The organism is Kiloniella antarctica, assembly GCF_042682825.1.
GTDB classification, from domain to species: domain Bacteria; phylum Pseudomonadota; class Alphaproteobacteria; order Kiloniellales; family Kiloniellaceae; genus Kiloniella; species Kiloniella antarctica.
In genome coordinates this window covers 850407-863201 of record NZ_JBHUII010000004.1, presented here as the reverse complement: position 1 = coordinate 863201, position 12795 = coordinate 850407, and the positions used below count along the sequence as shown (strand labels likewise).

The 12795-nt window shown below is 43.8% G+C and carries 14 protein-coding genes; 8 read left to right on the top strand and 6 right to left on the bottom strand.

What is annotated here, in order from left to right; translation table 11 throughout:
- Window positions 1-4: 4 nt before the first annotated feature.
- Together ACFSKO_RS11090 and ACFSKO_RS11085 are read right to left on the bottom strand one after the other, a co-directional pair.
- Window positions 5-2035, bottom strand: coding sequence for a TRAP transporter permease (locus ACFSKO_RS11090; RefSeq protein ID WP_380251472.1), 2031 nt, complete (start codon window positions 2033-2035; stop codon window positions 5-7).
- A gap of 141 nt (window positions 2036-2176) precedes the next feature.
- Window positions 2177-3190: a TAXI family TRAP transporter solute-binding subunit gene (locus ACFSKO_RS11085; RefSeq protein WP_380251470.1), complete on the bottom strand. Its 1014-nt coding sequence runs from the start codon at window positions 3188-3190 to the stop codon at window positions 2177-2179.
- Between the two features lie 490 nt (window positions 3191-3680).
- On the opposite strand from ACFSKO_RS11085, the gene ACFSKO_RS11080 reads away from it, so the two are divergent.
- Window positions 3681-3995, top strand: coding sequence for a ferredoxin family 2Fe-2S iron-sulfur cluster binding protein (locus tag ACFSKO_RS11080; protein ID WP_380251468.1), 315 nt, complete (start codon window positions 3681-3683; stop codon window positions 3993-3995).
- 94 nt (window positions 3996-4089) lie between these two features.
- The gene (tenA, locus tag ACFSKO_RS11075; protein WP_380251466.1) at window positions 4090-4770 is read left to right on the top strand and encodes a thiaminase II; all 681 of its coding nucleotides are present in this window, start codon (window positions 4090-4092) and stop codon (window positions 4768-4770) included.
- Window positions 4771-4887: 117 nt separating this feature from the next.
- Here the strand turns inward: tenA and ACFSKO_RS11070 are convergent, their stop codons facing one another.
- Window positions 4888-6147, bottom strand: coding sequence for a cation:proton antiporter (locus tag ACFSKO_RS11070; RefSeq protein WP_380251464.1), 1260 nt, complete (start codon window positions 6145-6147; stop codon window positions 4888-4890).
- A 277-nt stretch (window positions 6148-6424) separates the two neighbouring features.
- Between ACFSKO_RS11070 and ACFSKO_RS11065 the strand changes: the two genes are divergently transcribed.
- The 3 genes from ACFSKO_RS11065 (at window position 6425) to ACFSKO_RS11055 (ending at window position 8091) form a co-directional block, all read left to right on the top strand.
- Entirely contained in the window at window positions 6425-6796 is a 372-nt protein-coding gene (locus tag ACFSKO_RS11065; RefSeq protein ID WP_380251462.1) for a diacylglycerol kinase, read from the top strand.
- A 164-nt stretch (window positions 6797-6960) separates the two neighbouring features.
- Window positions 6961-7545, top strand: a complete 585-nt coding sequence (locus ACFSKO_RS11060) for a phosphatase PAP2 family protein (protein WP_380251460.1) — start codon at window positions 6961-6963, stop codon at window positions 7543-7545.
- Between the two features lie 102 nt (window positions 7546-7647).
- A complete protein-coding gene (locus ACFSKO_RS11055) occupies window positions 7648-8091 on the top strand; it encodes a methyltransferase family protein (RefSeq protein WP_380251458.1) in 444 nt (147 codons plus the stop codon).
- Between the two features lie 52 nt (window positions 8092-8143).
- Here ACFSKO_RS11055 and ACFSKO_RS11050 read toward each other — a convergent pair whose 3' ends face one another.
- Window positions 8144-8626: a DUF2000 domain-containing protein gene (locus ACFSKO_RS11050; protein ID WP_380251456.1), complete on the bottom strand. Its 483-nt coding sequence runs from the start codon at window positions 8624-8626 to the stop codon at window positions 8144-8146.
- Between the two features lie 176 nt (window positions 8627-8802).
- On the opposite strand from ACFSKO_RS11050, the gene ACFSKO_RS11045 reads away from it, so the two are divergent.
- Window positions 8803-9699: a LysR family transcriptional regulator gene (locus ACFSKO_RS11045; protein ID WP_380251454.1), complete on the top strand. Its 897-nt coding sequence runs from the start codon at window positions 8803-8805 to the stop codon at window positions 9697-9699.
- 129 nt (window positions 9700-9828) lie between these two features.
- Window positions 9829-10620 (top strand): substrate-binding periplasmic protein, encoded by a 792-nt coding sequence (locus tag ACFSKO_RS11040; RefSeq protein ID WP_380251452.1) that lies wholly within the window; start codon window positions 9829-9831, stop codon window positions 10618-10620.
- Window positions 10621-10707: 87 nt separating this feature from the next.
- Here the strand turns inward: ACFSKO_RS11040 and ACFSKO_RS11035 are convergent, their stop codons facing one another.
- Window positions 10708-11091: a tautomerase family protein gene (locus ACFSKO_RS11035; RefSeq protein WP_380251450.1), complete on the bottom strand. Its 384-nt coding sequence runs from the start codon at window positions 11089-11091 to the stop codon at window positions 10708-10710.
- Between the two features lie 140 nt (window positions 11092-11231).
- Between ACFSKO_RS11035 and ACFSKO_RS11030 the strand changes: the two genes are divergently transcribed.
- Entirely contained in the window at window positions 11232-11825 is a 594-nt protein-coding gene (locus ACFSKO_RS11030; protein WP_380251448.1) for a TetR/AcrR family transcriptional regulator, read from the top strand.
- A gap of 28 nt (window positions 11826-11853) precedes the next feature.
- Here the strand turns inward: ACFSKO_RS11030 and ACFSKO_RS11025 are convergent, their stop codons facing one another.
- Window positions 11854-12723: a LysR family transcriptional regulator gene (locus ACFSKO_RS11025; protein ID WP_380251446.1), complete on the bottom strand. Its 870-nt coding sequence runs from the start codon at window positions 12721-12723 to the stop codon at window positions 11854-11856.
- Window positions 12724-12795: the final 72 nt, after the last annotated feature.

Sequence of the window (12795 nt, the reverse complement as noted above, 5' to 3'; positions counted from 1 at the left end):
TTCCTTATACGTGGACCTTATTATGTGTGCTTTTCCTGTACTGAACCCAGAGTATGGGAATAAAGAGTACCGCCCCTATGGCCATTGTCGTTAGGCCCGGTGCAATGAACAACAACGAGATTAGACCTAACCACCAGCGTTGTAAGTTGTTTAGATGGGTAAGAAAATAGCCTGCAAAAGCCATTCCTATCATGCTTATACCCATCATAGCGCCTGATAGAGTTATGAAAAAGGCGCTCCAGGTAAAGCCATCAGCAACAAGAAGCAGGGCTGGTGAATAGACAAAGACAAAAGGCACTAGCGCTTTTGCAATTCCCAATCTGAAAGCTGTATTTCCTGTTTGAAAAGGGTTCGCGCCTGCGATGCCTGCAGCGGCATAAGCGGCGAGTGCTACTGGAGGTGTAATGTCAGCCAGTACGCCGTAATAGAAAACAAAAAAATGAGAAACAAGCGGCTGAATTTGAAGTTGAGCCAGTGCTGGTGCCGCGACAGCAACCAATATGATGTAGGTTGCCGTTGTTGGTATTCCTGCGCCCATAATAATACAGGAAACAGCGATAAGAACCAAAGTGAAGAATAGTGCCCATTGTTCGATAGCAAAGAAAGATAATGGCCAGATGCTGCCGACAGTCTGCCCCAAATCAGTTGCTGTTTGAATAACAACATATCCAAGTCGAAATCCAACGCCCGTGAGGGTGACAACACCGACGATAATTCCAACACATGCCGCGGCAGCGCCAACGGCGAGGGTGTTTTTTGCACCTGCTGACAGGGCATTCCATAAATCCATGGGGGTTAAGCGGTTTACTGGGTTTAAAAAACCGACGACAACACAAGCAATGATCCCATAAACAGCGGCAAAATCAGGCGTTTTCCCACTCAAGATTAAATAAACCAGAATGGCTAAGGGGATAATGGAAAGCCAGTGTTGCTTTAAGACAATTACGGCCTTTGGAAGTTCTTCTTTTGAGAGGCCACGTAAACCAAGCTTCTTGGCTTCTAAGTGGACCATTATAAAAATGCCGAAATAATGAAGGAGGGCCGGGAACAAAGCTGCCGCAAGAATGTCCCGTAAAGGGATTTCGAGATATTCGACCATAATGAAAGCCGCCGCACCTAAAATAGGTGGGGTGATCTGTCCACCAGTGGATGCCGTTGCTTCGACAGCACCTGCAAAATGTGCAGGATATCCTACACGTTTCATTGCTGGAATTGTCAAAGCACCTGTCGTGACTGTGTTGGCAATTGAGGACCCTGATATTGTCCCCATAAATGCTGAGGAGAAAATTGCGACCTTGGCTGGCCCACCGGAATAACGTCCTGCGATCACCATCGCTAAATCAATGAAAAGTTGGCCAAGCCCAATACGGGTTGCGAGAACACCAAAGAGAATAAACAGAAATACATACTGGGCCATCACACCGATGGCGATCCCGTATATGCCTTGATTGGTTAGATAGAGATGATTTATCAAACCTGTCCAGCTTGTGCCACCATGTTTAAGTGCGCCAGGAGCAAAGGGGCCGAATAGAGCGAATAGTATAAATATGATACCAATAATAGGGAGCGTTGGGCCAACGGAACGTCGTGCAGCTTCTAGTGTCAGTATCAACAATATTGTCCCCATCAGAACATCGTTCTGAGAGGGGTTTCCTACTCGTACCGCGAGCTGTTCTGGCGGTAAAAGCGGTAAATACAACGCTGAGCCTACGGCTAAAATTGCAAAAATTAGATCGAGAATAGAGATGCCATCGAACTGAAACAAGCCGGTTTTTATACGAGTTGGTTTGATATCTTTGCGATATCCAAAAAGAAGAAAAACAAGACTTAGTACAAAGGAAATATGAATGCCGCGATGTAAAACTTCTCTGATCAGGCCAAAACCTGATGCGTAGAAGTGATATATCGACATAGACACTAGCAGCAGGGTGATAAGAAAAGCTATTTTCCGTCCCGTTGGGCGAAAGGCCATTTCAGGATCGTATTTCTTTTCTATTTCTTCAAGCTGTTCAGTTGTAAGATTATCAGTATTCATACTTTACCTGCCCCTCGATCCGAGATTTTTGTCTCGGTTTCTCCAGGTTTTTACCCTGCTTGTAACCCAAACCTTAATACAACAGTACCAGAGACAATGATGTCTCTGGTACTGTTGCAATTCACACGGTTTAATGCGTCTTTACTTTAGGACGCCAGCTTCTTTATAAAAGCGTTCCGCGCCAGCATGCATCGGGACGCCAAGACCGGAAAGAGCCGTTTCCAATGTAATAGTCTTACCTTTAGCATGGCCAACATCAAGCAATTTACGGGATTGATCGTTCCAGAGGGCTTTGGTGATTTGATAGATCAGCTCTTCATCCTGATCCGCAGATGTATACCATTGCGCGCCAACGGCAACGGTGGAGGTTTTATCTACGCCTTCATAAGCTCCAGCAGGAATATCACTCTGTGAGAAAAATCCATACTTGTCTGTGAGTGCTTTTGCCGCTGCGCCATCAATCGGAACGAGGTTAATGTCGTCGGCAGATGCTAGTTCAACAAGCGAACCTGTTGGATAGCCTGCAACGACAAAGAAGGCGTCAATCTTGCCATTACGCAGGGCTTCTGCGGCGGCGTTACCTTTCAGGGCTTCAGCTGTAACATCTGAAAGTCCAAGTCCATTTGCTTCTAAAATCAGGTTGGCATCCACATAGGTACCGGAACCTGGTTCATCGAGAGAAACACGTTTTCCTTTCAAATCGGCAACAGATTTAATACCGCTTTTATCGAGAACAACGAGGTGAATGTGTTCTTCGAACAATGCAGCAATCGAACGCAATTTGGTAGCTGGCTCGCTATCTTTCATTGTGCCCGTGCCTGTATAGGCCCAATAGGCGACATCGGATTGTGCAAAACCAGAGTTTCTTAACCCGGATAGGATCGAATTGATATTGTCGACTGAACCACGAGAAGAAACCGCTGATGCAATCAAACCTTCTACACCACAACTTCCACCTTCTTCACAAGGGCGTGACCCTGGTGGGCGAGAAATGGCATTGGCAATCACACCACCAACGGGATAATAAGTATAAGCAGTACCCCCAGTACCAATCGTAAAGAAATTAAGTTCTTGTGCTTGAGCAGATATGGCTCCCCAACCTAGCATGGCGACTGCCAGTGCTCCGGTTGCCATTTTTTTAGCTACAAATTTCATTCTCGATCTCCTATTAGAATTAAGCATGTCCTGAATGAGGAACAAAATTGGTTCGACCAATGATTGTTCGATCATTTCCATCTTTGATATTTAATCAAAAGGTTTTTTCGAAATGTTTCTTGGGGTAATTTGTGTGTGCCGATGTTTTTTTAGGTTATTTTTGTATTCTTATTTCACAGGTTAGTTTTTGAAACCTCATTGCACAAGAAGAGAGTTTGCGGGACTCATTAAAAAATGGTGGGGTTAAGCTTAAAAAGTAAATGTCGTTTTATTAGGAGTTAACGCGCTGTTGAAGTGCGATGTTATTTCAAAATAAAGTGGAGGGAGATGAAAATCGCTTCCCATTTTATCCCCAAGCAGCGTATATAGGCAGAAATGTCTGATAATTGCCGCAAGTGTTATGTTGGCTGGTGGAAGTAAGGATATTGGCATCTTTAATAAGAAGTGCCGTTCTTTGTTTCGATCTAAGTTATGTTAGGAGAAGTGGCGAATGCCAAAAATGACGTTTGTCGAAAATGACGGAACTGAAAAAGAAGTGGATGCACCACTCGGTCTTTCCGTACTCGAGATTGCACAACGCAATGATATTGATATCGAAGGTGCGTGTGAGGGATCTCTGGCTTGTGCAACGTGCCATGTGGTTATTGATCCAAGCTGGTACAAAAAGCTGGAAGAAGTATCCGAAGACGAAGAAGACATGCTCGATTTGGCTTTTAATTTGACGGAGACCTCTCGTCTTGGCTGTCAGTTGATTATGTCTGATGAACTTGATGGTTTGAAGGTTAAGTTACCAGAAGCGCTCTGAGCCTGTGACCTATTTGCAAAAGCGATCTGATTATTTTGGATCGCTTTTTTTCTATGTATTTATTGGTGCCAAACGACCTTAGAAGAAAAATAACATGTCCTTTTATGAAGATTTAAAAGCCGAATGCCCGACTGAATGGGCGTCCTATGTCTATCATCCTTTTGTTCAAGCTATGGGCGATGGATCTTTATCAGAACAGGCTTTTAAACATTATCTAATACAGGACTATCTTTTTTTGATTCAATTCGGACGAGCTTATGCGCTCGCTGTTTTTAAGAGTGATAATCTGGAAGATATGTGCCAGTCATCAGCAACTATGGACGCTTTGTTGAATGAAGAAGTGAAGCTACATATCGGTTATTGTGCTGATTGGGGGATTGAAAAATCCATTCTGGAAGTAGAACCTGAAGCCTCTGCCAACATTGCCTACACCCGCTATGTAATGGAGCGTGGAATGTCGGGTGATATCCTTGATCTTCTCGTTGCATTGGCGCCTTGTGTTATGGGCTATGCTGAAATTGGATCTCGTCTGGCAGATGAACAAACGGCAGACCTTATAAATAACTGCTATCGTCCGTGGATCGATATGTACTCAAGCAATGAGTATCAGAAGGTTGCGGCCGGTGCTTATGGTCAACTCGAGCGGGTCGCGATGTCACGGTTGGGCGAAGACTATCGCTCTTCTGGGCGCTGGAAACAGCTTTGCGAAACCTTTGCCACAGCGACCAGACTAGAGGCCGGGTTTTGGGAAATGGGTTTGACAGGATCTATGTAATTTTTTGGTAAATTTCTTGGATAGAAACCTGAGTAAAATCCTGGATTATAAAAAATCTTAGTTTTTCATTTTGATAAGATAAGGCAGCTTAAAAGCTGCCTTATCTGGTTTTGAACTCTACCTTACAAACCGTTCGACGACTTTTTTGACGGTGAGGCCCTGTACAATAATGGAAAAGATGACAATGCCGTAGGTGATGGCAAGCAGGCTCTCTTTTTCAGGGACATTAGGTAAAGAGAGAACCAAAGCCACAGAGATACCGCCCCGAAGCCCCCCCCAGGTTAGAACAATGATGGCGCCGGGGGTGTATTTTTGTTTGAGGCTAAGCAAACTAATGGGCAATCCGACCGAGATAAAGCGTGCAAGCAAAACGACTGGAATCATGACCAGAGTTGCGATCAGATTACTTGTGGTTTCTGTTATTGCCAATATTTCAAAACCGATGATTAAGAATAATGCTGCATTGAGGATTTCGTCAAGTAAGGTCCAGAAGGTCTGCACGTGGTCGCGTGTGCTCTCGCTCATAGCAAAACGCATTCCGCTGTTACCAATCAGAAGGCCGGCAATAACAACGGCAATTGGACCGGAAAAATGCAGGGCATAGGACAGACTATAACTGACCATAACCAACGCGAGAGTGATCAATACTTCAATCGTGTATTCATTAATGCTCTTTAACGCGCGATAGGCAATATATCCTGTTGCAAGCCCCAGCACAGCGCCTCCACCAGCTTCCAGAAGGAAAAGTCGAGTCATCTCGAAAGCGCCAATTTCTTCACCGCCAGAAGAGGATTGGGTCGCGATTGCAACCAGTATGGTAAAAACCACAACCCCTACACCGTCATTAAACAGGCTTTCCCCAGCGATTTTAGCCTTGAGAGAGCTGGGAACCTTTACCGTTTTGAGGATGCCGAGAACAGCAACGGGATCTGTGGGAGCAATGAGACTTCCAAAAATCAGGCAGTAAATTAAAGGAATCTCCAGATCAATAAAGCCAGTGAGAAAGAACATCGCGTAACCAATGAGGAAAGTCGATATCAACACGCCAACAGTCGCCATCAGGGTGATTGCATATTTGCGATGGATCAGATCTTCAATATTAACGTGCAGAGCGCCAGCAAAAAGCAAGAAGCTCAACATGCCTTTCATCAGAGTTTCGTGGAAATCGATTTGGGCCAGGGAAAGTCTGACCGCAGATTGGATGCCGAGTTGAGGAACAGCAATGTCAACGAACATAACAATGATCGAAGTGATCAGGGCAATGACAACCAAGCCTATCGAAATCGGCATCCGCAGCAGGCGATGATTAATGTAGCCGAAAAAAGCCGCTAAGGTAATGGTGATGGTCGCAATGTTGAAGAGAGAAAGTGTTGTCATGAAAGTACGAGTTCTGCTCAACCAATAGGTTCAAAAGGAATATGAAGACTTTAATAACAGATTGATAGGCAATACAGAAGCGATACCATGAAAGTGGGTCTTAATAACCTGTTCCCAGCAATGTTAGAGTATGGATGTTGATGGATCTGAAAAACTGAAGATTGGTGTTATATGGTGAGCGGGTACTTGGACCTGATCCTTGACTATGCCCTGAGTGCGTGTAGAGCTTGCTTCAAAATAAAATCTAAATTTAAAATGACATAGGAAATAGGAAAAGATGGCAGTAAATGATGTTGGAGCAGTATTACGTGCCTTTCGAGCCAGCTTAAAAGGTTTGTTGCACTGCTTGTGTAAGGAGAGAGCTTTTCAGCAGGAGCTTCTTTTTTTTATCCCGTTAAGCATCCTTGCTATATTTGTAACTCCCGATGTTTGGCGTTGGCTTCTCTTAACGTTGCCTTTGATATTTGTGTTGATTGTTGAAGTGCTTAACACGGGTTTGGAGGCTGTGGTCGATCGGGTGGGATTGGAGCATCACGAACTGTCTGGCGTCGCTAAGGATTGTGGTTCCGCCGCTGTACTATTGGCAATGTTCGGAGCTGTTTTGATCTGGGGGGCTTATTTTTTTGAATATCTTTTTTTAAACTACTGAAACTGTCAGGTTCTTGTAAGGAATAATCCATAAAACACACGCTAATATCTTAAAGTCAGTCTATAAGGCTCGGAATTTAAGAACATTTTGTAGGATTGATTTAAAACAAGGAAGACATCGTTTTTTTTGATTTAAAGTGCCTGCGAATTTTGATGGGTGTGTTAATGCACGAGTTTGATTTATATCTATTTTCTTTGATAAATGCGACCTCCGATACAGCGTTGTGGCTGTTGGATTGGGGAAGATTTTTAACTTGGTGGCCACAAATTTTTGCAATTGTATCTTTAAGCTTTCTTCTCCTGCGCAAAAATCAATATGGTTTAGGTTGGTGCGTCAAAGTTTGTGCGACTGTCCTGCTGGCTATTGGATTGAACCAACTTATGAGTTGGGTTCTGCCATTTGTTACGCCACTTAGTCTTGGGGCGGGGCATCATTGGATGCGAGGTGCCGCACAAAATCATTGGGGTGGTAATTATCCAATCTTACTATTTACGGTAAGCTTTGTTTGTTTTTTCTGGAACCAAAGAAGTTATTTTACCGGATGGATTTTCTTTCTTGCCTTAGCTAATGCCTGGGGCGTGATTTTCATCGGAAACTATTTTCCACTACAGATACTGATAGCTCTCGGAATTGGTCTGGTGGCATCAGGACTTGTCGTTTTCATATTCCGGGGACATGATTATTATCTGCACCACTATAAAAGCCAGATACAAGGTCGCCGTGGTAAAGCCGATGCTCTAACTCTTTAAGAAGGGTTGAGTGTTAAATCGTGTATTTAGAAGAATGGGCGCGAGTGTCTAAATTGAAAACAATATGACACTGGAAAGTTTTTGAAGCTTAGAGGAGTTATAATGCGTTGTCTTTTACCGCCATTTTTCTTTCTACTGTGTGTGGTCATCATGGCTCTATTGAATGGTTATGTTCCTCTTGTCCGCTTTGTGGCTTACCCCTGGAATTTACTGGGCGTCGTTGATTTGGTAGGCGGCCTTGCCATTACGTTGGTTGCGGGATCGCAGTTCATGAGGGCAAAAACCAATCTCAAAACCTTTGATCGACCAGATCACTTGGTAACGACCGGGCTTTTTAAGTACAGCCGAAACCCAATGTATCTAGGCTTTGTCATCGCCGCTTTTGGTGTCGCTTTCTATTTAGGGTCTTTGGCGCCATTTTTTATTGTTGTGTTATTTATTTTTGTTGCAGATCGTTGGTATGTTGCTTTTGAAGAGCGGATTATGGCCGACGTCTTTGGCGCGGATTATGAGAAATATAAAAATTCTGTCAGGCGCTGGATCTAGTAATCAATCGATGACTTTTCAATAGATTATATTTACCCGTAAACTTGATTTTTTAACGTAACAAACCAAGATTTCCGGTAAACTTATTAACCAGTTTTTTTGCGCCAAAGAGTGCGATCCCAGAGTAAATCAATTGGTCTTGAGACGTTGATGCCATCACATGAGAATATTCTTTGTAATCTTGTGTTGTGCGTGTGGCTGATATGAGATCAATCACCGTTAAGCTCGGCTCGTAGGCTTTTAGTGTTTCTCGCAATGCCAGTAGTGATGCCGCAGTTCCTTTGAGAATTGGAACCGGGAGGATGGTGATACCATGATGTAAGTCTCCCGCGTTATCGGAGATATCAATTCCGATCATTTCCGGGTGATGGTGACCTATGGAAAGCGAAAGTACGGCGGCTGTGTTTGCTATAATTCCAAGGGGTAGATCTTGATCAATCACGATCACGCATTTATGGGTTGTGGTAATTTTAGAGGTGGAGGCCTGGGGAGAAAAGTCAGTTGTTTTTGCCTGGGTATCACTAAGGGTATCCATGTTTTCTATCTTTCATCTACCCACAAGGAATTCCATTATCAGCGCATTATTCAAGAGTTCTGATTTATGAAGCCAATTAAGTATGGGATATTTTTCATTTCAGAAGAACTATAGCCTTAAAATTACATTGTGATAATATGAGGCAATTAATTTTTACTGTTCGAAAAAAATACATAATGATTGATGAGCTTCGTGCAATGGCTGTCTTTGCTAAAACGGTTGAGACAGGATCTTTTCGGGCAGCATCGAGAGAACTGGATCTTTCGCCTTCTGTTGTCAGTCATCATGTCTCTCAGTTGGAAGAAAAGCTTGGTGTCGCGTTGCTGTATCGTTCCACCCGGCGACTATCTTTGACGCATGATGGCGAAAAGCTCTTTCGCTATGCCAAGGAGATGTTGGTTTCGGCTGAAAGCGGTTTTGATGCGATTGCAAAGCGTGCAAGCGAACCACGTGGAAAACTCAACATCACACTTCCCGCGGGATTTATTCAGGGGCCAATGGTCGAAGACCTGGCTGCTTTTGCACGTGCATATCCAAAAGTTATGCTTTCTATTAATTTCAGCGATCATCAGCTGGATGTCATTCGAGAGGGGATAGACCTTGCCATTCGTGTGGGGACGGTACACGACAGCAGTTTAAAGGCGAAAAAACTTACTGACCTAAAAAGGATGTTGGTGGCTTCTCCAGCGTGCTGCGCCAGACATCCCGTGCCACAAAAGCCAAGTGACCTTAGAGACTGGGAATTTATTGGTCTCAGGATGCGCCCAAATGATAAACTTTTAACCAACGCGTCAGGGAAATCTGTCCGTGTACCTTACCAGCCTCAGATCGTTTTGGACAACATTCATGCCGTTGTGCAGATGGCAAAAGCAGGTCTTGGGGTGGTGACCCCGCCAAAATATCTGGTTGAGGATGATGTTATGAGTAATAAAATGGTTGAGTTGTTGCCCGAGTGGGAAGTTGAAAGCCTGCCTGTTTATGCTATTTGGCCACCAAATGCACCGCGGGAGAGTTTGACCTATCGATGTATCGATTTCCTTGAAACCTGCGAGAAGAAACGTCGTAATGACTAAGGTTTTAGTATCAGCTCTTCGAGAGGAAGAGGGATCCAGAAAAAGATAAGCAAGTGTTTAGATAATAAATACCCTTCAAGCGATAAATGTTGTAGAGTTTATATGATTGTTATTAGTGTGAGACAAATTATGTATCCAACGACTTTGAGCAAGTGGTTACAGGCGTTGGTTTTTACATGCTTTGTATTTATTCCTACTTCGGGTATTGCAAAAGAAATAACGATCGGAATGGGTAATTTCGAACCTTACTATATCGCTAAAGGCGATACCGGTATTTTCACAGATCTTATCGTTGCTGTATTCCACCGGTTACCTGATCATGAACCAAGGTTTATTTTTGGTCGCCCGAACAATCGACTATGGCGGGATTTCAACAATGGCAAGGTTGATGCTGTTTCAAATTTGTTTGATAGTGTCGAGACCAAAAGTTGCCGTTCAGATCCTATTTTTAGATTTCGTGATGTTGCCGTAACCCGAACCAAATCGGATGTTAATCTCGAGAGTATTCGAGATTTGCGGGGTAAAAGAACTATTGCCTTTCAAGGAGCCAAAGAATTTTTTGGTCCTGAATTTTCCTCAGCAGTTAGTGAGGGGAGTTACTCTGAAGCATCAGAACCTCGTTTGCAGGTCCAAGCCCTGATGGACAACCGTGTTGACGTCAGTATTGGTGATATGTTTATTCTATTACATAGTATTCGCAGTAAATCAGAAAAAGGTAATCTTGAAAATGAGATGAGGGCGACTGAATTTCGTATTCATGATATTTTACCGGTAGTGTTCAGTCGTATGGGGTTTTGGGATCTTGATTTGTGCCGGGACTTTAATCTTGCGTTGAAGCAGGTCAAAGATAGTGGCGAATATGAAAAAATATATGCCAACTATCTTAAATCCTTAGGGCTTTCTCTGGTTCCTACTCAATAATCTAAATCCGCTGCGTTAATGGCTCTCTATGAATAGGTTGCAGATATAGGACTAAGTGTTTCTATTGCAAATGATCTGCGCTTGAGATTAAGCAAATAGGGCGACGCCATTGCCAAAGGACCAGTTTTCTTTTTTGGTCTCAACCAGATTAATAATAACATCTGATTGGGGAACGTCGGCATTTTCGTTAAGTAGTTCAGCAATCATTTTATACAGTGTCTTCTTTTGTTCAACAGTACGCCCTTCGGCAGCTGTGATTTGTACAAATACAACTTCTTTTCCGTGCTTTATTCCTAAAAAATTCTCTGGGTAACGTAATTCTTTACCAGTTAGGTGTTCCGTGACGATCTGGAAATAATCGTCCTCTGGAATACCAAAAGCTTGTACCAAAGCGGTGTGGACGCCTTTGGAAAGCGCATTGGCATAATCATTAGTTTTCCCGGATGGGTGAGAAATGCGAACAAGAGGCATGAGGTATCTCCGTAATCGAATTAACATTGAAATATAACGATCGATATGTAATGTTAAGTATGTAACGGTCACTATTTAGCCAAGAGATAAAATATCGATCATTATTAAAAGTTATCCAAACCAAAGCTGGATTTATAAAAATGCAACAGAAGTTGAGTAAAAGAGAAGAGACCCGAAAACGTATGTTGGCAGCGGCTGGGCGCAGTTTTCGGAGTTACGGTTACGCGGGAATTGGGGTCGATGGTATTGCCAAGGAAGCAGGTGTTACTTCAGGCGCTTTTTATGCACACTTTGGATCAAAGGATGGGGCTTTTTCATCTGCTGTTGTGGAAGGCTTGGACGAGGTAATTGAAGGAGTTCCCCATTTTCAACTAAAGCATGGCGTCGAGTGGGTACAGGCTTTTGCAGATTATTATCTGGGGCAACCACACCGGGAAGATCTGGCTTGCGGGTGTGCCATGACAACCCTGACGCCAGAGGTCGCGCGTTCAAATGAGGGTCTACAAAAGCTTTATGAGCAGAAGATGACAAAAATAGCCATGCTGATTGCCGAAGGCCTTTCAGGAGCAACAGAGGATAATCGAATTGCACGAGCTTGGGCTATGCTGGCTGTGCTCATAGGTGGCCTGAACATTACCCGTGCGATGGATAGCCCTGCATTGGCTCAAAATATTGCGGAGGCGGTAAAGGTTGCTGCAGTCAAAACCGCGGGGCAAGCACAAGTTGTTGTTTGAAATTAATTAAAAATATTTATATGTAATTTTATGATGGTTGAGAAATTTCCAATAACCATCGTTTAACAAGCTCAAAGTCCTTTGTTATGGGAAGGCTGGCAGGATGGATCAAACCGTATTGGCTGCCGTCTTCACAAAACCCCATAGGGGCAACAAGGCGTCCTCGCTCTAAATCGTCCTTAGCCAGGACATGAGGACAAAGCGCGACGCCCAAACCATTCAGCGCGCCTTCGATCATCAAAAAATGATGATCTTGATATCGAACTTCTTTCGGGCGTGGCGTGGCGGGGTGTTGCTTTTGCCAATCGTTCCAAGCATTGGGGCGGGTCTTGGAACCAAGCGCGATATAATTGTGATTGGCAAAATGGACCTTCATACCAGGTTGCATGACTGGACCAATGGTCTCGTTCATCATGGGCTCTACGGTCCAGTCTGGGCTTACTGGAAAATCCAAACGACGGATGGCTAGTGTAATTCGATCTTGTTGGAAATCGAGGGTTCCACCACCAACAGATAGATGCAAATCGACTTCAGGGAATGCATCTTGAAATTTACTGAGCCGGGGAATTAACCAGCGCATCGCGACTGATCTTTCACACGATAAAACGATGGGCTCGTTTGCCTGAGAAGATCTGATTTCACTAAGTGCATCCGTCAGTTGTTCAAAAGCGCCAAGGGTTGCCTTGCTCAAAACCTCACCATCACGTGTCAGATGAATGCCACGGCCTCGAGGCTGAAAAAGTTGTACATTAATATCTGTCGCGAGCTTCGAAATACGGCGACTAATGGCCCCGTGCGTTAAGGCAAGTTCTTGGGCAGCAGCCCTGACAGAGCCAAGTCGAGCAACTGATTCAAAGGCTCTGAGGTCATCAAGTGAGGGAATGGTTGATCGTTTCATTGGTGATTATATATCACCAATAATCGTTAAATCATATAGATATTTAATATTTACTGTTCTGATATTATCACG

What these genes read in the sequence shown, in the direction of transcription:
- ACFSKO_RS11060 (WP_380251460.1), top strand. Translation starts at nt 6,961, where the DNA reads ATGCACGAGTTTGATTTATATCTATTTTCTTTGATAAATGCGACCTCC.
- ACFSKO_RS11070 (WP_380251464.1), bottom strand. Translation starts at nt 6,147, where the DNA reads ATGACAACACTTTCTCTCTTCAACATTGCGACCATCACCATTACCTTA.
- ACFSKO_RS11035 (WP_380251450.1), bottom strand. Translation starts at nt 11,091, where the DNA reads ATGCCTCTTGTTCGCATTTCTCACCCATCCGGGAAAACTAATGATTAT.
- ACFSKO_RS11055 (WP_380251458.1), top strand. Translation starts at nt 7,648, where the DNA reads ATGCGTTGTCTTTTACCGCCATTTTTCTTTCTACTGTGTGTGGTCATC.
- tenA (WP_380251466.1), top strand. Translation starts at nt 4,090, where the DNA reads ATGTCCTTTTATGAAGATTTAAAAGCCGAATGCCCGACTGAATGGGCG.
- ACFSKO_RS11025 (WP_380251446.1), bottom strand. Translation starts at nt 12,723, where the DNA reads ATGAAACGATCAACCATTCCCTCACTTGATGACCTCAGAGCCTTTGAA.
- ACFSKO_RS11050 (WP_380251456.1), bottom strand. Translation starts at nt 8,626, where the DNA reads ATGGATACCCTTAGTGATACCCAGGCAAAAACAACTGACTTTTCTCCC.
- ACFSKO_RS11045 (WP_380251454.1), top strand. Translation starts at nt 8,803, where the DNA reads ATGATTGATGAGCTTCGTGCAATGGCTGTCTTTGCTAAAACGGTTGAG.
- ACFSKO_RS11065 (WP_380251462.1), top strand. Translation starts at nt 6,425, where the DNA reads ATGGCAGTAAATGATGTTGGAGCAGTATTACGTGCCTTTCGAGCCAGC.
- ACFSKO_RS11030 (WP_380251448.1), top strand. Translation starts at nt 11,232, where the DNA reads ATGCAACAGAAGTTGAGTAAAAGAGAAGAGACCCGAAAACGTATGTTG.
- ACFSKO_RS11085 (WP_380251470.1), bottom strand. Translation starts at nt 3,190, where the DNA reads ATGAAATTTGTAGCTAAAAAAATGGCAACCGGAGCACTGGCAGTCGCC.
- ACFSKO_RS11090 (WP_380251472.1), bottom strand. Translation starts at nt 2,035, where the DNA reads ATGAATACTGATAATCTTACAACTGAACAGCTTGAAGAAATAGAAAAG.
- ACFSKO_RS11080 (WP_380251468.1), top strand. Translation starts at nt 3,681, where the DNA reads ATGCCAAAAATGACGTTTGTCGAAAATGACGGAACTGAAAAAGAAGTG.
- ACFSKO_RS11040 (WP_380251452.1), top strand. Translation starts at nt 9,829, where the DNA reads ATGTATCCAACGACTTTGAGCAAGTGGTTACAGGCGTTGGTTTTTACA.